Origin of the sequence: Parapedobacter sp. 2B3, from assembly GCF_041925275.1 — a bacterium.
GTDB classification, from domain to species: Bacteria; Bacteroidota; Bacteroidia; order Sphingobacteriales; family Sphingobacteriaceae; genus Parapedobacter; species Parapedobacter pyrenivorans_A.
This window is the reverse complement of record NZ_JBHEUZ010000024.1, coordinates 1-22,132: the sequence shown is the minus strand read 5'-3', so window position 1 is coordinate 22,132 and position 22,132 is coordinate 1. Positions and strand designations below refer to the sequence as shown.

The following is a 22,132-nucleotide window of genomic DNA, read 5'->3' as shown; positions in this document are numbered from 1 at the left end:
TTTATTCCGCTTGTGCATTAGATGATAGCGCTTTCTTCTTGCCAAATAATTTTTCCATCATCTCCGGGTAAAACTGCCATGTATAGGTCCATACGTTAGCGAGGTTTACATTCAAAATCTTCTTTAACGTGTATTGCGATATCAGAAAGAAAATCAGGTACGTGCTCAATGTGGCAAATGCAGCCCCGATGATCCCCCAATGGGTGATAAAGAAGTAATTCGTAAAGACATTTATGATGCCCGACAACAGCACGAGGAGGAAATTCAGCTTTGTTTTGCCGATGGAATCGAGGATGGTACCCATTTGCCTGCTGAAAGGCATAAACAAGCTGTAAAACAATGTGATTTTCAACAGCGGTAACGATTCATCGTATTTTTCACCCGCGATGTAGTGGATAAAAACATCGGCAAACAGGTAAATGAAAAGCAATGCGGGAATGAGTAAGGCCAAAATAGTGCCCACGGATTTCTCGTACAGGTATTTCAAGGCGGGCAGCCCCTCTTCCTCCAACCGTCTGGCTCCCTGTGGAAAAACAATGGATCCCATCGCATTGGTAGGAATACTTGCCAGGTTACTGATACGTACCGCGATATTGAAAATACCGGTGGCAGCCGGCGATAGCATGGCCCCCAACATCATCTGGTCGATCGTGTCAGACAGTATCGCATTCACCGAAGTGCCCATCGAATATTTCCCGTAGTTGAAAATCCGCTTGGCCCACGACATATCGATGAGCAAGCGAAATGAAACACGTTTGCGTATGTAAACCACCGACGGGATCGTAGCAATGATGTTTGCCCCAAGATTCGCGTAGATCAGCCCCATCAGTGTGATATCAGTTTGGGTGAGGTAGGACGTGAATATGTAGCAAAAAAATAATCCTTGGTAGAGGAACGTGGTAAGGAATGTGCCGTTGAAATTCAGGTACGCCTGCTCTACACTGTTAAAATGCATCTGTATACTGGAAAATATAAAGGAAATCCCAAAAAACCAAAGCATGGGAGGGAGTTCCGGCGCGTCCCACATGTAACCGAGTAGGGGCGCAACGGCACAAAGCAAGCCGATGAACAGGGCGGTTACAAGGATATTCATCGTGAAGGTAGTCGCTATGATTTTCTTCTTTTCGCCTTCTTCCGATGTGCCGGAAACATACTTTATCGTGGCGCTTTGCAAAAGGCCGTTCCTGGCCATCGCAAAAACCGCGATGGTAGACAGGAAGAGGATCCATATCCCGTATTCGTGCCTGTCCAGCTTACGGATGAGCAGGTAGAACGATGCGAACCCGAAGAGGACGGTGGACGTATTCTGAATGATGTTAAGTAGTCCGTAGCGTATCCAGTAGTTACTTTTGATGGTATTGATGAGCTTCATGCTGCAAATTGCTGATGTATTTAATTGTGCTGGTTATTGTTAGCTAATCTGTTTAACAGGCTGTGTAGATGTGGTGTCATCCAGCGCTTTCTGCAGTATGCTTCCAAATTCTTTATCGTTTGGTGGAGCAAATATCAAGTTGTGCTCACCGGGGATATCGTATATGCGTACGCCCTTTTTAGCGAATTTTTTCCAACCCAGGTACTTGAAGTCCTTTGCATAGAACCGATGGATGGTGGCCCGGAATACGTGGATTTCCAGATCGATGGGCTCCATCACATAGTTGTACACAGCTTCCATGTTTATCCGGTCTATTTTGTGGAGGTAACCGAAGAAACCGACCACATCATCCTGTTTGCCCATAAGCTTCCAGTATGCTGTCTTCGCCATCCGCTTAAGGCTGGTGTATTTATATTGCACGGTACCGATGGGGTCCTTGCCCACTAAGTAAACAGCATGCAATGCCTTCATGCACACGAGACCGAGGCGGTTGGGATATTTTTTATACCAAGGATGGAACTTATCCGTCTCATGCGAGAAGGTGTCAAACATGGCCAGCATACTCACTTCTTTCCCCATGGCAATCAATTGCTGGGCCATCTCATAGGCAATGAGACCCCCGAGCGAGAACCCTGAGAGCGCGTAGGGCCCTTCGGGGTTTTGCGAAATGATTTCGGAAATGTAGTGTGCTGCCATTTCAGGTATGGAATGAAAAGGCTCGTCTTCCCCGTTGAGCCCCCGGGCTTGCAGACCATAGAGCGGCTGGTCATCGTCGAGATTTGCAACCAGTGAGCTGAAAAGCAATACATTGAGCCCGGCTCCATGTACAATATACAGGGGCGGTTTGGTTCCTTCCGGTTTAATCGGTACCAGGCAATCCCATTTGATTTTTTTCTCACTGTCTAACAATGCCGCCAGCCCGGCAATGGTAGCATGCTGGAATAAGCTGGCCAGGGGTAGTTTGACACCTGTCTCTTGCTCGATCTTTGCCATCACGTCGACAGCGAGCAACGAATGCCCTCCTAGCTCGAAAAAATCATCGTCTTTGCCAATTGTTTCGGTGTTGAACACGGCCGACCAGATTTCATGTATTTTGGTTTCGTTCTCGGTGAGTGCTGTTTCCGCCGAAGCATTTTTGGCTGGCGCAGAAACGGTCATCGGGATTGGCAGTGCTTTCCGGTCGATCTTGTTGTTGGCCGTCATTGGAAACTGTGCTAAGCACACCCAATCGTTCGGAAGCATATAATGGGGTAGGTGTGCGGCCAGTAGCTTCCGCCACACGGCTATATCGTCACGGTCAATCCGTCCTTTCTCCGTAATGAGGTAAGCAGCCAAACGCTGGTCGCCGGGCACATCTTCGCGGGCAAGTACGACCGCGCCCTTGATGCCTTCGATGTCCATAAGTTGGTTTTCGATCTCACCAAGTTCGATGCGGAATCCCCTGATTTTAACTTGATTGTCTATTCTTCCCAGGCATAGGATTTCGCCGTTTTCGGTGATTGAGCCCAAATCGCCGGTCGCATACATAATACTGTCCGGATGGTGGATGTCCACCACAAACTTTTCGTCGGTCAATTCAGGCCTGTTTATATAACCTTTGGCCACGCCATCGCCGGCGATAAAAATCTGGCCCTCCCGGCCCCGGTGTACCGGGCGGTAGCCGTCGTCCAGGATGTACACGCGGGTGTTGGCGATAGGCTTTCCGATGGTTATGGGCGTGTCGGCGCCTACGGTAATCTCCTTGATGGTAGAATAAATGGTCGTTTCCGTAGGTCCATACATGTTCCAGACCGCCTTACATTTGCTGGTGAGCTTGCGTGCCAAATCTTTCTGTAGCGCCTCGCCACCGCAGAAGGCCTTTACGGCTAGCTTTTGATTGTCGGCATCGGCAATCATCCGCCACGTGGCAGGTGTTGCTTGAATGATTGTCGCCCCTTTTTCACGGGTCAGCGTAACCAGCCGTTGGGCATCCTTGGAAAGATCGGCATCCGCCAGTAGGAGGGTGGCGCCGGCGATCAACGGCAAATAAAGTTCAACACCTGCAATGTCGAAAGAAATGGTCGTGATTGCCAGAAAAATATCGTCGGGCGCAATCCCCGGCGAATCCTGGATACTGAGTAGCAGGTTACTCAGACTGGAATGTTTTACCTGCACACCCTTGGGTTTGCCCGTCGATCCGGATGTATATAGGATGTAGGCCACATCTGCCCCAGTGATCTCCGGTTGGGGGGCTATCGTGGCGCATTGCATTATTTCCGGACGTTTTTTGTCGTAGCATACTACCGAAGCAGGGCTATGGAACGCGCTTGCGTAGTCTGATGTTGTCAATAGGAATTTTGCTCCCGAATCCTGCAACATAAATTCGACGCGGTTGGCAGGATATTGCGGGTCCAATGGAACGTAGATAGCGCCGGCTTTTGTAACCCCCAATAGTGCGACCACCATGTCTATCGAGCGGTCCATCGCTACGCCGATAACATCGCCGGTTGCCGTGCCGATGGATAGGAGGTAGTTCGCGAGTTGATTGGATTGTTTCTCGAGTACATGGTATGACAGCGTGCGGTCGTTAAAGATAATTGCTGTCTTATCCTTCGCTTTCGCAGCAGCTTCGGTTACATAGGCCGTGAAGGGTTTGTTTTTTTGGTAGGACACCGTCGGCCCCGTTATGACGGCGGTATCTGATGGTGCGTCGTCGTTCAGCTGTATTTCGTCCAGCCGGATTTCGGGATTGTCCACCACTGTTTTCAACAGGGTTTCAAATCGGCCCATCATGCGCCGAATCGTTTCGGGCGTAAACAATTGCGTGTTGTAAGACCATTCGAGGGTAAGTGCATCTTCCGACCCCGTGGCGTTCAGGAAGATATCGAAGGTTTCATATTCCCTTGGATTGGAAACCAGTCGGTGTGTGAGGTTATGGAACACCACATCGGTATTCATACCCATATCGATATTGAACACCGTGGATACCAAAGGCACCCGCGATGGGTCCCGTTTGATATTCAACTTCTTCACAAGTTCACCGAACGTGACACGCTGGTGGTCTAAGTCATCAAGGATGGCCGACCGCCGTGCTTTAAGGTGGTTGATGAACGTTTCGTTACCCGCTATTTTGCTCTTTATGGGTAGGAGGTTGACGCAGTGGCTCACCAGGTTGAAATGGCCGCTTTCAGATTGCCCGGCAGCAGGCAGGCCGACGATAACATCGGTTTGGCCGGTAAGACGGTATAGCAAAACTTCATATGCAACCAGCAAAGTAGTTACAAAACTACTGTTTACCTGTGCACCCACATTTTTCAGTTGGCCTGCCAGTACCGCACTTATTGGGTAGTCATCCCGGCGGCTTTTGTATGTCCGCATGTGCGGACGGGGAAAATCCGCAGGCAGCTCCGTTACCGGTATTTCTGCCGAGAACTTGTCGAGCCAGTAACGCTCCACCACCTTAGCCTCCGGTGAATGCTGAAAGGCCAGGGTTTCTTCCGCATAGGTTCCCACGGAAGCCGGCTCGGGAACGTCAGGCGATTTACCCTGCACCATTGCCGAGTAAAATCTGCTCAAATAATAAAGGATGGTACCCAACGACCAGCCATCACAGACGATATGATGGCCTGTAAAGGTAAATACATGCTTGGTGTCGGATAGCAGGAACAACGTTGTCCTGATTAACGGGCCATTTACAAGGTCAAACGGTGTATTCGCATCCGCTTTGGTATACGCTGAAATTACTGCCTGTTGTTCTTCGGGCGATTGCCTGCGCAGGTCCGTGACATCAAAAGTGCTATTCCCAGCCGAAGAGATGACGATGGATTTCCCGTCGCCGCTGAATGAAGCACGCAGCGCTTCATGGGATGCGATGACCGATTCCATGGCACGGCGTAGGCTTTCTATATGGAGCGGACCATCGAAATGGAGCGAAATAGACTCATTGTAGGCTCGGTTGGCGTCTTTGCCCCCCAGTAAACACGACAGCCAAATCTCTTGTTGTGGCGCAATGGGGGTGATGGTTTTTACGATATCTCCCGATGCGAACGGGTTGTAGGAAATGGGTGTGAGCTCGACGCTTTTGTTTAGGTTCATAATTTATTGTGATGTAACTTTTAAAAACTGTCCCGGTTTTTCGTTGTCTTCGACGAACCAAGCTGGATTCCCATCAAGGTCTTTTCCCAGCCTCGCGTTCGGCAACGGCGGTGTGTCGGGGTTGAATGACGGTGTATTGGCTTGTGCTTTCGTCGGAATGAAGCCGGCTTCGGTCAGCTCGGCGATACTTTCTTCAAATGCGGAAGCGATGGCGTCGATGTCGGCTTCCGTGTGCGCAGTGGTTAGGAAACAAGGAAAGCCATCTTGGATGTGTATTCCCTTATAGCGCATCAACGTGAAAAGCAGTTCGCTGTATGGGTATTCCTCATGGTATTTGATTTTCCACAACGAGCAGCAATGGGCCACGTAAATCGGCGTGCCGAACCGCTTTGCCACGGCATTCATTTTTTGCGCTAAATAATCCGTATTTCGGTTTAGCCGTTCCTGGAGTTCCGGTCCCTGTGCTTTCAGGTATTCCAGTGAGGCTTTCGTGGTGGCGAGCGCCAGCGGGTGCCTTACAAAGGTGCCGGCAAAATACGTAACGCCCGATTCGGGGGTCGAATCGTCGCCAAATTGCCAAAAGCCACCGTCCAATGCGTCCATAAAGCGTTTTTTCCCGGCAATGATGCCGATTGAAATGCCTGCACCGGCCACTTTGCCGTAAGTGCCTATGTCGGCGCTGATACCGAATAGCCCCTGTGCTCCTTTGGGATGGAAACGGAACCCCGATATCACTTCGTCAAAGATGAGTGCGGAGCCTGACTCCTCGGTTATTTTACGTACTTCTTTGAGAAATTCTACAGGAGCGAACTCGGGCCGCCGGCTTTGGATGGGTTCCACGAGGACAGCGGCCAATTCATGGGCACGTTCGCGGATGATACGCAATGATTCTTCTGTGCCGTAATCAAGGATAAGCATGTTTTGCACTGCCTCCGGCATGATACCAGGTGCTGCGGGGAAGGATTTCATCCGCTTGCTACCCCTTACGATCACCTCGTCGACAATCCCGTGGTATGAGTTGGTGAACGCAACAATGGTCGATCGGCCTGTCACGGTCCGCGCAATCCGCATGGCTCCAAGCACGGCTTCCGACCCCGTGTTGCATAACCCGGCACGGTCCATTCCGGTAAACTCGCAGATCAGTTTGCAGACCTCACCTGATTTCTCATGCTGTGGCCCGATTTCGTAGCCTTCTTCTATTTGCTGAAGGAGGGCTTCTTTGATAACCTCGGGCTGGTTTCCAAACATGCTCGAACCGAACCCATTCAGTGCGTCGACGTATTCATTGCCATCGATATCCCATAGGTGGCACCCCGAGGAACGATTGACCACCAATGCATACGTGATTTCTTTCGTCAGTGGCTTAAAGCCCGATACCACACGGGGGTCGGCCATATACGCACGGTGGGTTTGGGTATATGCCTTGCTCTTGAGGGTTTTATCCACATACTTGGCCATGAGGCCGTCAAGGTAGCTGCGTTGTTTTTCCGTCAAAGTTGTGACTTGCTTGTCGATACGGGCGGTGGCACCAAATGGCTTTTTCAATTCCGCGGCTTCTTCTTTTGAAAGCTCAGCGACCGTCGTGTTGGCCACGGTAGGCGACGGGACACCGACGGGAGCTGCTGGCGTTGCCGCCATTTGTGGTGTAGGTGCCTGCACACCTTGCAGGAGCGCTATCTGCTGCGATATCAAGCTTATTTGCTGCGATATGAGTGCAATGCTGTCGTTAGCAGCATACGATGGGGCGGGGATATACTGGGCCTGCAAGTGATTTGCTGTGGACGGGGTATGGGTGGCTCCGTTCACTGGCTGGGCGGCCGCAAACTGATCGGCCGGCAGGTGTTGATCCAGGTAGGTTGCCAAGAGGTCCAAGCTATAATATTCCTCATTCAATTTTCTGAAGGTGATGGGTAGGTTAAATTCCTTTTTGAGCGTTTGGGCAACCTGGGTAAGGAGAAGTGAATCTAATCCTATTTCGATGAAGTTGTCATGTGTGGCAGTATCGTCGATGGTAATGCCAGAGGCTTCATCCAGGATGTCTCTTACCTTGCTGATAATTGATTGTTTTCTCATTGGGGCATTGTTTTGATGATGTGATGATATGGATGGTTCATTGATTTCGGGCGTGGGGACGCCTCCGGCCGGAGCGGTCGGAGCCGTTAGCCAGTGGTAATTTCGGTCGTACGCATACGTGGGCAGGGTCGGCAATAGGGAGTGGTTGGCATACATCGCCGTCCAATCGGGCAGTGGCCCCAGCGCCCATAATTTTCCCAACGCTTCGTACAAGGCGTGGAGTTCGGTTGTCGATTCCGTCGCGCGGATTCCTCCGATTACCCGGGAAGCATTTACGGCCGGATGTTGTTTGGCAAGGGTTGCGGTGACCGGGCCGGGGCCTACTTCGAGCAATAAGCCGTCCATTTCGGCTGCTACGAAGCCGATGGCCGAAGAGAAATCGACGGTCTCGCGGACGTGGCGTACCCAATAGTTATCACTTATTGCCTGGGTATCGGTAAGCCAGGTGCCGGTAACGGTGGATATAACCGGTTTTTGCGGAATCTGCTTCTTTACTCCGCCAACAACCGATCCAAATTCGGCCAGCATCGGATCCATCATGGATGAGTGGAATGCGTGGCTCGTGTGGAGTAAGCTCGTTTTTATGCCTGCCGCTGTTAACTGCTGTACAAAGCCCGCCACCAGCTCATCCGGGCCAGAAACCACGCAAAGATTCGGGGCGTTGTTGGCCGCAATCGAAAGCCCTTGTGGCAGGATGGGGTCAATATTAGCGAGCGAGTCACGTATGGATGCCATGCTGCCACCGGGCAATGCGCTGATCAGTCGGCCGCGTGTGGCCACCAGCAGCAGGGCATCAGACAGTGTGAAAACCCCCGCGAGGCAAGCAGCCACAAATTCGCCCACACTGTGGCCGATAAAGGCGGCCGGCTGGATGCCCCAACTCATCCAGAGTTTCGCCAGTGCATATTCGGTAACGAATATGGCGGGCTGGGTATAATGCGTATTGCGCAGTTTGTCGGGATCGCCTGAAAACACCACCTCACGGATGTCTTCGTGCATGGTATCCGATAGGATCGTTGCACATGTGTCTACGGCATTCCGATACGCTTCAAACCGATCGTATAGTTCTTTACCCATATAAGGGTATTGGGCGCCTTGGCCCGGAAACATGAAGATAATATCCTCGACGTTTTCGGTAAGCTGGTTTCTCTTCCAGCTTTTCTCTTTGAGTTTAGCCAACAGATCCATCCGGTCTGCCGCAACGATATAATTACGGAATTTGAGCGGCTGTTGCGTTTTATTTAATGTGGTGGTGATCGCCCCGAGGTCAATGCCGGGGTCATTCTTCAGGAAAGCAATCAATTTCTCGGCATAAGATGCGGCGGCGGCCTCGGTGGCGGCCGACCAATTGACCAAGTAGGGCGGAACGCCCGTTTGGGGGAGTTGCTTGGGTTGTACGGGCGCCTCTTCCAGTATGATGTGCACATTGGTGCCCCCCACGCCAAAAGAACTGATGCCCGCCCGGCGTGCCGTTTCACTTTCCCAAGGTGTGAGCTGGTCATTTACCACAAAAGGGCTGTTTGCGAAGTCAATGGCCGGGTTGGGCGCTTTGTAGTTGATGGATGGAGGTATCAACCGGAAATGCAACGATAGGGCCGTTTTTATGAACCCGGCCACCCCGGCGGCATGGGTAAGGTGGCCCATGTTGCTTTTTATCGATCCGATACGGCAGTATTGCTTGCTAGGCTGGGGACCGAAAGCCATTTTCAGCCCTTCGATCTCGATAGGATCTCCCAATGGGGTGGCGGTTCCATGGGCTTCTATATAGCCCATGGTCGATGGGTCTACGTTCGCATCGGCCAAAGCCATCGCAATTGCCGATGCCTGGCCGGATGGGTTGGGGGCAGTGAAACTCCCTTTGTTCCCGCCGTCGTTGTTTATACCGATTCCTTTGATGACCGCATATATGGAGTCGCCGTCTTTTTCCGCATCCGAGAGCTTTTTGAGGACGACCACACCTGCGCCGTCGCTGAATACCGTTCCTTGGGCCTCAATGTCGAACGGACGGCAATGGCCGTCTTTGCTGAACATCGCACCCTCTTCGTAAATATGGCCGCTGTGAATCGGCGATTTAATTGCTACGCCACCGGCTAGGGCAACGTCGCAATGGCCGTTGCGCAATCCATCTACCGCTTGGGCAATCGCCAATAGTGACGTTGAGCAGGCCGAAAATACGCTTACCGCCGGACCCTTGAGGTCCAGTTGGTAGGCGACCCGGCTGGCGATATAGTCTTTTTCATTAAGTGTAAGCGCCTGAAATGCGCCGACCTTATCGATCGCTTTCGGGTTGGTGAGCACGTTATGGAGGTAGTAGGTGTTGTTTCCCGATCCAGCATATACACCGACCGTTCCGGGGAAAACCGCGGGCAGGTGCCCCGTTGATTCAAGGGCATCCCGGCATATTTCCAGGAAAACGCGCTGTTGGGGGTCCATCAACGTGGCGATGATGGGACTTAGCCCGAATAGCTTTTCGTCAAACCATTCCGCCGTGTCGGTGATGCCCCGCGCGGCTACGTAGTTAGGGTCGTTGCGCTCCTCGCTGGTTATGGTAGCATCCAGCTCTTCGGGAGAAAAAAAGTGGGTCGTTTCCTTACCTGCCACCAGTACATCCCAGAGCTCCCATACATCGCCGGCGCCCGGGAACCGTCCGGCAAAACCGACAACGGCAACGGGCGCATCGTTGGCTTTCCGCTCTTTCATGCGTATGGTATTGACCGTACCCTGATGATTGCCGTGCGTTTCTAGGTACGAAACAATGTCTGCGACGGTTCCATGTTGGTACAGTTTCGTGATGGGTAAATCGATACCGTGACGCTGTTTGAGTGTGATCACGGTTTTTTGTGCCAAAAGGGAATTGCCGCCCAATTCAAAAAAATTGTCGTTGATTCCTATGCGGTCAATATTCAGCAGTTCCTTCCATAAGGTAGCGAGTTGCTTTTGTTGCGCGGACTTTGGCGCGGTATAAAGTACGTCCAGTTCAGGCCGTGCGATAACGGGTATGGGTAATGCCTTGCGATCTACTTTACCGCTGGAAGTTTTCGGGAATGCCTCAAGATGGACAACAGCGGAGGGTATCATGTATTCCGGAAGTTTGAGGCGAACCGCCCGCTGCAGGGCTACGGCATCAAAGCTGCCCTGTTCCTCCAAGATTACATAGGCGATGAGTTTGCGGTCGTCGGCACCACTGCCGGTGGCGGTAACCACCGCATCTTTCACAGTCGGTTGCTGGGTAAGCAGCGACTCGATTTCGCCCAGCTCAACGCGGTGCCCACGGATTTTCACTTGGTGATCTATGCGGCCTAAAAATTCTATCTCCCCATCGGCCGCGATTTTGGCTAGGTCGCCCGACCGGTATACGCGCAAATTTCCCTTTTCGGGATGCACCCAATCGAAAAAGCGTTCGGCAGTCAAATCGGGTTTGTTGAGATAACCCATTGCCAAGCACGTACCGCTGATAAAAAGCTCGCCTGCTTGGCCGTTGGGTAGCGGTTCAAACTGTTCGTTCACAACGAATAGATTTGTATTCGCTATCGGAACTCCAATGCTGGGGAGCTCGGGCCATTGGCGTGCGTCTCCGGCCAGTGTCAGGGCGGATACCACATGCGCCTCCGTGGGCCCATACTGGTTAAAAAGTGCCGCTGATGGTATTTCTGTGAAGAACCGCCGGATTTGGGGGGTGATTTTCAGCTGTTCACCGGCCGTCATCACTTCGTGGATGCACACAGGGAATATCGAAGAGAAATTCGCTGTGTCTGCGAGCATTTGCAGGGCGACGAAGGGAAGGAAGAGCCTATTGATACTTTCCTCCTGGATAAATTCAAGCAACGCCAGCGGATTCAGGCGCAGGTCATCGTCTACCATCACCAAGGTGCCGCCAGTCGTCAGCGTGGAGAATATCTCCTGGAAGGAAACATCAAACGTAAGGGGAGCGAATTGCAGGGTCTTACTATCCCTACCCGCGCTCGACATGCGCTGTTGCCATACCAGTAGGTTCAGTAAGGCAGCTTCACCCATTTGTACACCTTTGGGTACGCCTGTTGAACCCGAAGTGTACAGTACATAGCCCCCCGTTCCCGGGGCAGCAACAGCCGGTTGGGTCCTTTCGCTGTCGGTATCATAGGAACAGAACGATGGGATGCCAAGCGTAAGGAACCTGTCTTTCTCGTTGTCATCGCAGGCAACAACCCGAAGTCCGGCATCGTTGATAACCTGCTTTATGCGGTCTTCAGGGTGAGACAGGTCGATGGGCAGGTAAAAGCGTCCGGCTTTGAGCACACCCACCACGTATACAATCATGGCAATGGACCGTGTGGTGCTGACGCCGATAATGGATTCGTCCGGGTAATTGGCTATGATATCATTGGCAAGTCGGTCCGAAAGTGTGCTTAGCTCAGCATAGGTGATGGAAGTATCTCCGAAAACCACGGCAATGTTATCGGGAACATGCTTTCTAGTATCATTGATCCATTCGCCAATCGAAAGCCAAGGAGGTGTGTCAGTTGATTCAAAAGCCATAGGGAGCTGTATTTTATGTTTATTTAATCCTTTCCATCAAGAATGAATGCTACTTAACGTGAAGGTTTCCCCAAAGGTATGCCGATATCGTTACATGTTTGTAACTATCGGTTCGATAAATTCTATTTTGTCGAAATACATCTACATACCGCGAAAGTTTTGGGGAGGCGGGGGAGTGTTTGTAGAAAAAAATTGACGTTTTCTAACATTTAATTTAATCGATGTGGTCACGGCCGGTTAAAGCATTAGCTTTGCATGCGCCCCGTTGCCGGCTACGGCCAAGCGTTGCTAGCGGGTTTGCTCTGTAACTTATGATTTCAATTATCACTGTCAATTATCATCAAGAGGAGGTCACTGCCGATTTCCTGCGGTCTGTAGCACAATGCACGGAAGTCGGTGAGCTCGAGGTTATCGTCGTCGACAATGGGAGTAACCTTCATAGACCGGATCGCTTCCAATCGGTTTATCCGGGCACCGTATACCTACGTTCCGAAAAAAATCTCGGATTCGCCGGTGGGAACAATCTCGGCATCCGCCATGCCAAAGGGGATTATTTACTTTTCCTGAATAACGATACTGAAATCACGGCGGGATTTATCCAAACACTCCGTGACGAACTGGATAGCCATCCGGATATCGGTCTCCTTTCGCCCCTCATTTTGTATTACGAGGACAAACGGAAAATCCAATATGCGGGCTATACGCCGATGAATTTCCTTACCGGGCGGAACCGGGGTATCGGGGCGATGGAAGATGACAATGGCCAATACAACCACGTCACAATGGAGACCGGCTATTGCCACGGTGCTGCGATGATTTGCAGACGGAAGGACATGGAAAGGGTAGGACCCTTGCCCGAGCATTTCTTTCTTTACTACGAAGAGCTAGACTGGTGCGAGCAATTCAAACGTGCGGGCTTGAAAACGGGATTTACCGGAAAAACCAGGATTTACCACAAAGAGTCGATCAGTGTAGGCAAGGAAAGCCCATTGAAAACATACTTTATGGTGCGTAACCGGTGGCTGTTTATCCGGCGGAACGCAAAGTGGCCTTCCATGTTATTTTTTAGCGGTTATTACCTGGCTGTAGCGACGCCCGTACTCTTAATGAAACAACTCGTCAGGGGCCGTTTCGATCTGGCCATGGCGACACTTCGCGGAATTTGGTGGAACCTTAGCCGTAAGGCCGACCGTGCCGATACAGGAATCAGGCTTCCGACGGCCTAGGCGATTGGCCCCGCTAAGCGATTTTTTTCAACTCATCGCGGATCATATCGCTAAGCTGGTTACTCCCTTCCGCCAACGGCAACCTTACCGTTGGGCCACAGATGCCCAATTGGCGGAGTATCTCTTTCACGCCGGCTGGATTTCCTTCAGCAAAACAAAGCTCGGTTATCCGTATCAATTTACTATGTATTTTGCGTGCTTCCACATAGTTGTTTTCCAAACATAGCTTCGCTAACTGGGCTACTTCCGCAGGGAAAGCGTTAGCCACCACGGATATGATCCCTGCCGCGCCCAATGCCATCATGGGCAATGTAGCGGGGTCATCTCCCGAGATTAGTAAAAAATCCGCTGGTTTATCGCGCATGATTTTGCTGAATTGGTCGAAACTACCGGAAGCTTCTTTTGTGGCCACGATGTTGTCGACCTCGTGGGCGAGCCGCGCCGTTGTTTCTGGACTGACATTGCTGCCGGTCCGCCCAGGTACATTATACAGGATGACAGGCAGGGGAGAAGCGGCTGCTATCGCCTTGTAATGCCGGTAGATTCCCTCCTGGGTGGGTTTGTTATAATACGGGCTTACCGATAGGATAGCGACGTAATCCCGGTGGTCAACTGATTGGAGTTGGTGTACCACCTCCGCGGTGCTATTGCCACCGATGCCTGCTACCAGCGGTACCCGGCCGGCCACCACTTCGGCGGTGAACTTCCATACGGCTTTCCGTTCATCTTCTGTCAGTGTGGCTGTTTCACCGGTTGTGCCCAAGGAAACAAGGTAATCCATGCCCCCCTTGATCTGGTGTTCAATAACCCGTTTTAAACCATCAAAGTCAATGCTTCCATCCGAATGAAATGGGGTAACCAATGCCACCCCGGCGCCATATAGCTCGTCCATGCTATTTTCCAATTAACTTATACCTCGCGGCTGCAGCCCCATGCTGCTCACGCAAGCGGTCAAAATTAGTGGAAATAAATGATTTTACCACATCTTCTTTCTGCAACCGATTGGGGTTCCCTTTAGTTGCCGATTAGCAGGAGTAAATCCGCTTCGGAGATGATAGGAATTTTCAGTTTTTCAGCCTTGGCCAGCTTGGAGGGTCCCATCTTATCGCCCGCTACGAGGTAGTCGAGCTTGCCGGAAATGCTACTTAGCAATTTTCCGCCATGTTTTTCGATAAGGGCGGTCAGTTCCTCGCGGCTGAATTGCTCAAACACGCCCGAAATGACAAATGTCTTGCCGGAGAGCGAATCTCCCAAACGCTCGATCACCTTTTCTTCGGCAACGAGTTGGAGACCCTGTTGTTTAAGTCGATCGATTTGCTCCCGGTGGATGTCGTTGGCGAAGTAGTCCGTCACGCTTTCCGCTATCCGTTCACCGATTTCATAAACCGAAGCGATATCTTCTTTGGAGGCTGCGGCAAGGTGGTCGATTGTCTTGAAATGTGCGGCCAATTTTTTAGCAATCGTTTCGCCCACATATCGGATGCCAAGCGCAAACAACACCTTCTCAAAGGGCTTTTCTTTGGACTTCTCAATGCCAGCCATCATATTGTCGATGGATTTCTGGCCGAAGCGCTCCAACTGCTTGAGCGTATCCTGCTTGTTTTTTAACGTATAGATGTCCGTGATATCGCGGAGGAGGCCCTGTTTGAAGAACGTATCGACGGTTTCGTCGCCCATGCCTTCGATGTCCATCGCTTTCCGCCCGATAAAATGTTGCATACGGCCCACGATCTGGGGTGGGCATCCCTCGTCGTTGGGGCAATAATGCACGGCTTCCCCGTCCCTTCGGATCAATGCGGTCCCGCATTCGGGGCATTCGGTTGGGTATACAATGGGCTGTACATCCGATGGTCGTTTCAACATGTTGACTCCCATTACCTTCGGGATGATTTCGCCCCCTTTTTCTACAAATACCGTATCACCAATCCGTAAGTCCAGCCGTTCGATTTCATTGGCGTTGTGCAAACTCGCCCGTTTTACCGTTGTGCCAGCCAGCAGTACCGGTTTCAAATTAGCTACCGGTGTTACGGCGCCGGTGCGCCCCACTTGGTAACTCACCGATTGGAATCGGGTCTCCACTTGTTCTGCCTTGTACTTGTAGGAGATTGCCCATCGGGGCGATTTGGCGGTAAATCCGAGCTCTTCCTGCTGGCCGTAGTTATTCACTTTAATGACGATGCCGTCGATATCATAACTGAGGTTATGGCGCTCTTTGTCCCATTTGGCTATGAACATGAGCACTTCATCGATGGTACTGCATAGGGCGGTGTGCTCACACACGTGGAATCCCCACGATTTTACGGCATCCAAGCTTTCCCAATGGGTGCCGTAGAGCCGGTTTCTGTCGTCGCAGTAAAGGAAGTAGAGGAAACAGTCTAACGGACGGCGTGCCACCTCGGCCGAGTCTTGCAATTTGATGGTGCCCGCAGCGAAATTGCGCGGGTTGGCATAGACCATCTCGCCGTTCTCGATCCGCTCGTTGTTGAGCCGTTGGAAGGCAGGCCGGTGCATAAAAATTTCACCCCGTATTTCGAATATCGTTGGATAGCCATTGGTCCGTAGTTTATTGGGAATCTTTTTGATGGTGCGTACATTGGCGGTCACCTCATCGCCCTGTATACCGTCTCCCCGTGTGACTGCCCGTTTCAGAACACCGTTCTCATAGGTAAGACTGATGGATAAGCCGTCAAATTTCAGCTCACACACATATTGGAAATCGTTGCCGATGGCTTTGCGCACCCGTTCGTCAAAATCCCGTAGCTCCTGCTCGCTATAGGTATTACTGAGCGAGAGCATGGGCCAACGGTGGCGTACCGTTTGGAATCGTTGCGTAATATCCCCGCCCACTTTCTGGGTAGGCGAATCCGAGTCGAGCAATTGGGGGAACAGCCGCTCCAATTCTTCCAATTCCTTGAGCCGTTGATCGAAATCATAGTCTGAAATCGATGGATTGGCCAATACGTAATACTGGTAATTGTATTCGTTGAGTTCGTTTGTAAGCTCCTCGATGCGGATCGCTGCTTCTGCTGGTGACATGGCAGCTAAAATACTATTTTTATTGCTTTTTTGCTGTTTGCTATTTTGCTTTGCGCTGTTTGCTTTTTTGCTTTGTGCTGCTGGCTAACCGTCGCATCAACAAATCATCGCATCAACAAATCATCACATCAACAAACCGTCATATCTAAAAATCATTCCTCCAGCTTATCCCAGATTTCATAGATCGGATTGCCCGTCGAGCTCAAGCCTGAATGGTGCCAGGATCCATTATCGATTTCGCCATCGAAGGAGAGCGAAGCGCCAACACGGTCGTTATCGCGCGAGAAGAACTCGATATTTTCTGTGTACTTTCCATTCTCAAAAGTGTATGTGCCGCCGCCGGTACCCGAAAATTCGCCTGTTTTGATATTGATGGCCACCCATTGGAAGCGCTGCCCGCTCAATATTTTCAAGGTTCTCCGGTCGCGAAGGGGCATTTGGCTGATGTCATCGCCTTGCTTTCTGCCGGTGATACGCCATACGCCCGCCATGGGCCCCTCATTGGCATCGATGCGGTGCCACGGTGCGGTGCTGCCCGATAGGTCGGTGGTCAACTCGGTACCGGCACCGATGGTGAATGTGCTACTAGTGCCGACCCACGTATCATTGGGTTGGTTGTCTGCCGCTCTTTCGGTATCATACTGCCATGTCACGGTCAATTTGCCGTTTTGGGCCGTATAAGCGCCGCCCCTCGTGGAAATGAATTTCTTGTTTTTAACATCGAATACACTGTGCGACAGGTAGCCATCTACAAAAACCGCGGTCTGTTGGATGTCTCCCTGTTGGGAGTGCCATGCCCCGGCCAAGGCATTCGGTTGTTGTGCTTCGCTAATCACACAGGCCACACAGGTGATGAGTAGGGAAAGGAATGCAGATTTTCTCATGGTTACTTTAATCATGTCGGGTTCATAATCAATTTAATACCCTAAGGTAACAACTATCCAAGTAAAAAGTTGGTGTGTAGCTGGTATTTTACAAAAAACGCCGCGGGTCGAGTTTGCTGAATACATTCTTTCCGTGGATGTAAAATGCCCAAATAAAACTCCCCGGATAAAAACCCCTCGGTTTGGTGCTGCCACCGTAATTGCCCCGTTTCCGGGCGGTCTTGAATATATCCAGGAAAAATCGCTGGTGGGCCCTGCTGATGGCCCAGGCATCCCGGAATTTGCCTAACACCATAAAGTGTATGAGTGCCGCCAAGTCAAACCACATACGGGCAAAAATAACCCATAATGCCCGTAAAAACGGCAGGTTCTTCTGGAGCATGAACAAATTATTGCGAAAATTGAGGTATGTTTTCTGCGGGTTGCTGGTGGCCAGTGTGCCTCCGCCTACATGGTAAACCACCGATTGCGGGCAGTACCCGATGCGGTAGCCTGCCCGTTGGAGGCGCCAGCAGAGGTCTATCTCCTCCATGTGGGCAAAGAAGTCTGCATCAAACCCGCCAGCCAGGTTCCAATGCCACTTTTTGATGAAAAATGCGGCTCCAGTGGCCCAGAATATGTCGGAGGGATCATCGTATTGCCCATGGTCTTTTTCCAGTACATGCAGCATACGCCCGCGGCAGAAGGGGAACCCGTACCCGTCAATGAATCCACCCGCGGCGCCGGCATGCTCAAATTGGTCGCGGAGGTAATATGACCGGATTTTCGGCTGGGCGGCAGCCATATCGGGATTGTCCTCCAGTAGTTGGACTACGGGCGTTATCCAGTCGGGAGGCACTTCCACGTCTGAATTGAGGAGTACGAAGTAGTCTGCCTCGACGGCCTTAAGCACTTCATTATAGCCTCCAGCGAAGCCCAGGTTTCGCTTATTCCGCACAATGCGGATAGTAGGATAGACCGTGCGCACAAATTCGACCGAGTCGTCGGTCGATCCGTTATCGCCCACGATAAACTCGATGTTGGGATAGTCACTATTATATACGGAAGGCAAGAATTTCTCCAGAAAAAACCTTCCATTCCAATTCAGTATGACGACGGCTACTTTCGGATAGTGCTTCATGGTTTAGGTTTCCTTTTCCAACGGCGGTGTGACCATAGCCACAGCTCAGGCTTCCGGCGAATGATGTCTTCCGTAAATTTATTATGAATATCCGTAATGCCATGGCCGGCTACCGTGGCAGGGTCTTCGACCAACGTGGTGAAGGTACAGCAATAGTGGCCCCGTTTCAAGCGGTCTATGTGGCAAAAAATCACCGGAAACCCCGTTGCTTTGGCAATCTTTTCTACGCCTGTATATACGGCGGTGTCCTGGTTGAGGAAACGGAGAAAGTAATTGGTATCGCTGCGTCCCGGTGTTTGGTCGGCCACAAATACGCTGATGTGGGGTTGATGACGGTATTCGATGATTTTGCGCAATGTCTGTTTCATGGGTACCATAATCGCGCCGAAGCGGCTTCTTATGGCGTTGTAGACCGAATCGAAGGCCCTATTATGCAGCGGTTTGTAGATGATGAGCGCGGGGTTTTCCGTAAATACACTTATGCGATGAATACCCAACTCCCAATTTCCGTAGTGAGCCGTTACAGCAATCACCCCTTTGCCGGCACGAAAATGGCGCTCAAATTCTTCGGTCTGGTACATCTTCATCCGCTTTTCCACCTCGCGGACCGAAATGCTGCGCATCTTGATGGCTTCTACAAGCAGGTCAGGGAGGAACCGGTAAAATTTCCGTGCAATCTGCCGCCGTTCTTCCTCGCTTTTTTCGGGGAAAGCATTCTTGAGGTTTTTAAAGACAACCGCCTTCCGGTACCCAATTACATGGTAAAGGAGTACATATCCTGCATCGGCCAATACGTAAAGCACCCGGAATGGTAACAGGGACAGTAGGTAAATAACGAAGGACAGCACGGAAGATTTTCGCATTACGGCAAATATCCTTAATTTAAGTTATTTTTACAGCACAAACTTATATTTCTTGCTATACATGGACAATCCCCTTATTTTACCCGTTTGTTATTTGCCCCCGGTTTCCTATTTCCGCATAATCCATGCATCGTCTACCCCGGTATTACTTGAACGGCATGAGCATTACCCCAAGCAGACGTACCGGAACCGCACATCCATCTATTCGGCCAATGGCAAGCTTGATTTGATTATACCGGTGCGGCATGGCGGTAAAGACCATACGGCGATGAAAGACGTACGGATCAGTTACGAGGCCGACTGGCAGCGCCTGCATTGGATGAGCCTACAAACCGCTTACCGCAGTTCGGCCTATTTCGAGTATTATGAAGATGATTTCGCTCCATTTTACCAGCAACGTTTCGAATGGCTGTTCGACTACAATGAAGCCCAATTAGCGTTGTTGCTTCGGTTATTGAAAATAGAGAAAACGGTGGACCACACCATGGCATATCGCGATGATTATGCGGCAGGTACCGATTTCCGGCAGGTTATCCACCCGAAAAAGAGACCGCCAGCGAATACGGGCAAACCGTATTATCAGGTATTTGGGTCCAGGCACGGTTTCATTCCGGAGCTGGGTATTGTCGATTTATTGTTCAACCATGGGCCACAAAGTAGGGAGTATTTGTAGGAGTCGAAAACCTTTTGCCACGGTTCCTGTTTTAGTGTCAGATTTTAAACGCGAATGATACCGAAGCGATATTTACTTTTTCTGTCTTTTTTGTTCGTTGTGGACGCCCATGCCTATGCCCAATCGGCGACAGATTCCCTCCACCACCGTAAGGTCTACGTAACCAGTGGGATGGGGTGGGGGTTCGCGCTGGGCGAAACCAACGACGTATTGCAGGCTAAATTTTCCAATAGCCTCGGGTTGGACATTTCATTGGCCAACAGGCACTATTTCATATATCCTTCTATTGATTTCCTGACCTTTCGTTACAACCAGCAGGTTCACGACCCCGATTACGATTACGATTTAGATCGGGGCCGCAGTAACTTCTACATCCTAAACCTTGCGGGTGGGGTTCGCAAACAGCTGGGAAGGCTGAATGCATACGCGTTTGGAGGGCCTGGCATTGGGGTGGTCGTAGAACCACGGGCTGCTGTTTCATCAGCAGCCGGCAGGGTAACGATCGAGACGTCAGCCCACCTTACACCGACCCTCCGTGGTGGCATTGGAGCAGACTATCAAATCGGTGGCTTTTTCCTGTTTATCGAAACCGGATGGCTTCACAATTTCCGCTCTATTCAGCAACGGCCGGTCAACGCGCTGTCTTTATACGGTGGGTTGAAGACCGACGTAACCAAGCTGAAGGACAACGTGGCGCGGGTGATGGGGATGGACTAGCTATTTTGCCGAAACAGTCAATTCCACCACTTCCACATCGATCGAATTGAAGAGTTTATGTGATGATTTCAATTCCGCCTCCGGCTTAACTTCATCCAATGTCCGTACGTCAACGCCCCGTTGCTTCACGATATCCAGTTTGCCACCGATACATGGATAATTGGTTTCGATATCGCCGCCGTTGAAACCACGTATCGTTGCAAAACCATCCAGGCTGTTGTAAAAATTGGTCATCGTGATGGGCATGAAGTTATTAAGTTTTTTCACTTCATTCAAGGTAGACCCCACGCGCAGTCCTTCAGCCGTTTGGTACGGGCCGAAATTATTCGCTATGGCAATCTTGGTTATTGTAATGTAAGGTTCTTGGCTTTCAGCCCAATAGACGGTAATTTCTTCCGCCTCATTGGGGAATACCTTGGTGGTTTGTACTTTTTTGCCATCTACCTCTGCCGTGCCGTTTTCCAGGTTATTGGTACCAATCGCGCTGTCGAGCGCAGCATAGGAATAAGCCAGTTTCACGGGGCCGATACCTTCACATGTAATCGCGTTGGGATCAACTTGGGGTGTTTCGGCTTGTTTTTGCGGCTGCTGGCAGGCAGTGGCGATTACCGTTACCAGTGCAATACTCAATAGTCTATTCATGATTTCGTAGTTAATGTTTATTTGCGCTGGCTAAACTAACGAAAGCATCGAAGTTTTCAAAATGGGATGGGCGCAATTGCCTACCGAACGGTCCCTGCGCGTGTAAAATACTTGTAGTACCAGGGGTCCCGGAGATCGCTGATGATTACACCCTTGCTGGTAGACACGTGGACGAACTTATGATTGTGCAGGTAAATGCCAACATGGTCGATGTTTCCCCGGCCGAACGAGAAGAAAACGAGGTCCCCTTCCGTTAGCTGCCGCTCGTACTTCCGTTTGATGTGTTCGGCCATATCTTTCGAAGCCCGTGGCACGTCCTTATCATATACTTCACGCATCACCAACCCTACAAAGGCCGAGCAGTCCAAACCGCGGTGATCGGTTCCGCCGGTACGATGCGGCACACCCATCCAATCATCGATGAATCCGTATAGCTCGGGGCGCAGCAATTCACGGGGGGGCACCCCTAATACCGTGGCGTAACCTTCGAGCAACTGCTTTGCGGCCTGCACATTTTTCGGAGCAGACGAGGCGTCCGTGAGGATTGATCTTTTCGGTGCCTGCTTGCGCGGCGCCGTTACCGCGGTGTTGTCGGGTGGCAACGCGTTCCTACGCGTTAAACAGCTGCTAAGGGACAGAGTAATCACCAATAGGCCGCATAGGAAGCCTATGCCGGGGCGTTGACAGTGTAGAACGTGTTTGCGAACCGCTATTTGTACGCGTCTCATTTGGATACGTGATGATTGGAACTTTCCTAATGTTCTGCTAAATTACGTATTTTGGCCAATAGTCGAAAGATATATGCATTGGAACGATGACCTACGACTAATGACTTACGACTAATGGGCATCTCTAAAAACTAGGTATTCTGCCTTTCGGGATTTGGTTTTTGAAAATTTTTTGTGTTCTAAATCTCATTGTTGATGTGCTGTTTTTG

The 22,132-nt window shown here is 50.9% G+C and carries 13 protein-coding genes; 3 read left to right on the top strand and 10 right to left on the bottom strand.

Annotated elements, in window-relative coordinates; all coding sequences use genetic code 11:
• Nucleotide 1: 1 nt before the first annotated feature.
• From ACEVG1_RS19070 to ACEVG1_RS19060, 3 genes are read right to left on the bottom strand one after another with little or no spacing between them, the layout of a single operon-like run.
• A complete protein-coding gene (locus ACEVG1_RS19070; protein ID WP_374745326.1) occupies nucleotides 2-1,372 on the bottom strand; it encodes a flippase in 1,371 nt (456 codons plus the stop codon).
• Between the two features lie 39 nt (nucleotides 1,373-1,411).
• Nucleotides 1,412-5,446, bottom strand: a complete 4,035-nt coding sequence (locus tag ACEVG1_RS19065; RefSeq protein ID WP_374745325.1) for an amino acid adenylation domain-containing protein — start codon at nucleotides 5,444-5,446, stop codon at nucleotides 1,412-1,414.
• Between the two features lie 3 nt (nucleotides 5,447-5,449).
• The gene (locus tag ACEVG1_RS19060; protein WP_374745324.1) at nucleotides 5,450-12,034 is read right to left on the bottom strand and encodes an amino acid adenylation domain-containing protein; all 6,585 of its coding nucleotides are present in this window, start codon (nucleotides 12,032-12,034) and stop codon (nucleotides 5,450-5,452) included.
• Nucleotides 12,035-12,345: 311 nt separating this feature from the next.
• On the opposite strand from ACEVG1_RS19060, the gene ACEVG1_RS19055 reads away from it, so the two are divergent.
• Nucleotides 12,346-13,260, top strand: coding sequence for a glycosyltransferase family 2 protein (locus ACEVG1_RS19055; protein WP_374745323.1), 915 nt, complete (start codon nucleotides 12,346-12,348; stop codon nucleotides 13,258-13,260).
• A 13-nt stretch (nucleotides 13,261-13,273) separates the two neighbouring features.
• On the opposite strand, the gene dapA is transcribed toward ACEVG1_RS19055, so the two are convergent.
• From dapA to ACEVG1_RS19030, 5 genes are all read right to left on the bottom strand, one after another.
• A complete protein-coding gene (dapA, locus tag ACEVG1_RS19050) occupies nucleotides 13,274-14,152 on the bottom strand; it encodes a 4-hydroxy-tetrahydrodipicolinate synthase (RefSeq protein WP_374745322.1) in 879 nt (292 codons plus the stop codon).
• 122 nt (nucleotides 14,153-14,274) lie between these two features.
• Nucleotides 14,275-16,296: an NAD-dependent DNA ligase LigA gene (gene ligA, locus ACEVG1_RS19045; RefSeq protein WP_374745321.1), complete on the bottom strand. Its 2,022-nt coding sequence runs from the start codon at nucleotides 16,294-16,296 to the stop codon at nucleotides 14,275-14,277.
• A gap of 152 nt (nucleotides 16,297-16,448) precedes the next feature.
• Entirely contained in the window at nucleotides 16,449-17,180 is a 732-nt protein-coding gene (locus ACEVG1_RS19040; RefSeq protein WP_374745320.1) for a hypothetical protein, read from the bottom strand.
• Between the two features lie 88 nt (nucleotides 17,181-17,268).
• Entirely contained in the window at nucleotides 17,269-18,300 is a 1,032-nt protein-coding gene (locus tag ACEVG1_RS19035; protein WP_374745319.1) for a glycosyltransferase family 2 protein, read from the bottom strand.
• Entirely contained in the window at nucleotides 18,297-19,163 is an 867-nt protein-coding gene (locus ACEVG1_RS19030; RefSeq protein WP_374745318.1) for a lysophospholipid acyltransferase family protein, read from the bottom strand. The genes ACEVG1_RS19035 and ACEVG1_RS19030 overlap by 4 nt, the downstream gene beginning before the upstream one ends.
• Before the next feature lie 61 nt (nucleotides 19,164-19,224).
• Here ACEVG1_RS19030 and ACEVG1_RS19025 point away from each other — a divergent pair, with 61 nt between their 5' ends.
• The gene (locus tag ACEVG1_RS19025) at nucleotides 19,225-19,836 is read left to right on the top strand and encodes a WbqC family protein (RefSeq protein WP_374745317.1); all 612 of its coding nucleotides are present in this window, start codon (nucleotides 19,225-19,227) and stop codon (nucleotides 19,834-19,836) included.
• Nucleotides 19,837-19,890: 54 nt separating this feature from the next.
• The gene (locus ACEVG1_RS19020) at nucleotides 19,891-20,553 is read left to right on the top strand and encodes a hypothetical protein (protein WP_374745316.1); all 663 of its coding nucleotides are present in this window, start codon (nucleotides 19,891-19,893) and stop codon (nucleotides 20,551-20,553) included.
• Here the strand turns inward: ACEVG1_RS19020 and ACEVG1_RS19015 are convergent, their stop codons facing one another.
• Entirely contained in the window at nucleotides 20,554-21,195 is a 642-nt protein-coding gene (locus ACEVG1_RS19015; protein WP_374745315.1) for a hypothetical protein, read from the bottom strand. It abuts the gene before it with no gap.
• Nucleotides 21,196-21,275: 80 nt separating this feature from the next.
• Nucleotides 21,276-21,842 carry a C40 family peptidase gene (locus ACEVG1_RS19010; RefSeq protein ID WP_374745314.1) on the bottom strand — a complete coding sequence of 189 codons (567 nt, stop codon included), beginning with the start codon at nucleotides 21,840-21,842 and terminating at the stop codon, nucleotides 21,276-21,278.
• Nucleotides 21,843-22,132: the final 290 nt, after the last annotated feature.

Coding starts and splice junctions, on each gene's coding strand:
- ACEVG1_RS19070 (WP_374745326.1), bottom strand. CDS start 1,372: ATGAAGCTCATCAATACCATCAAAAGTAACTACTGGATACGCTACGGA.
- ACEVG1_RS19065 (WP_374745325.1), bottom strand. CDS start 5,446: ATGAACCTAAACAAAAGCGTCGAGCTCACACCCATTTCCTACAACCCG.
- ACEVG1_RS19060 (WP_374745324.1), bottom strand. CDS start 12,034: ATGGCTTTTGAATCAACTGACACACCTCCTTGGCTTTCGATTGGCGAA.
- ACEVG1_RS19055 (WP_374745323.1), top strand. CDS start 12,346: ATGATTTCAATTATCACTGTCAATTATCATCAAGAGGAGGTCACTGCC.
- dapA (WP_374745322.1), bottom strand. CDS start 14,152: ATGGACGAGCTATATGGCGCCGGGGTGGCATTGGTTACCCCATTTCAT.
- ligA (WP_374745321.1), bottom strand. CDS start 16,296: ATGTCACCAGCAGAAGCAGCGATCCGCATCGAGGAGCTTACAAACGAA.
- ACEVG1_RS19040 (WP_374745320.1), bottom strand. CDS start 17,180: ATGAGAAAATCTGCATTCCTTTCCCTACTCATCACCTGTGTGGCCTGT.
- ACEVG1_RS19035 (WP_374745319.1), bottom strand. CDS start 18,300: ATGAAGCACTATCCGAAAGTAGCCGTCGTCATACTGAATTGGAATGGA.
- ACEVG1_RS19030 (WP_374745318.1), bottom strand. CDS start 19,163: ATGCGAAAATCTTCCGTGCTGTCCTTCGTTATTTACCTACTGTCCCTG.
- ACEVG1_RS19025 (WP_374745317.1), top strand. CDS start 19,225: ATGGACAATCCCCTTATTTTACCCGTTTGTTATTTGCCCCCGGTTTCC.
- ACEVG1_RS19020 (WP_374745316.1), top strand. CDS start 19,891: ATGATACCGAAGCGATATTTACTTTTTCTGTCTTTTTTGTTCGTTGTG.
- ACEVG1_RS19015 (WP_374745315.1), bottom strand. CDS start 21,195: ATGAATAGACTATTGAGTATTGCACTGGTAACGGTAATCGCCACTGCC.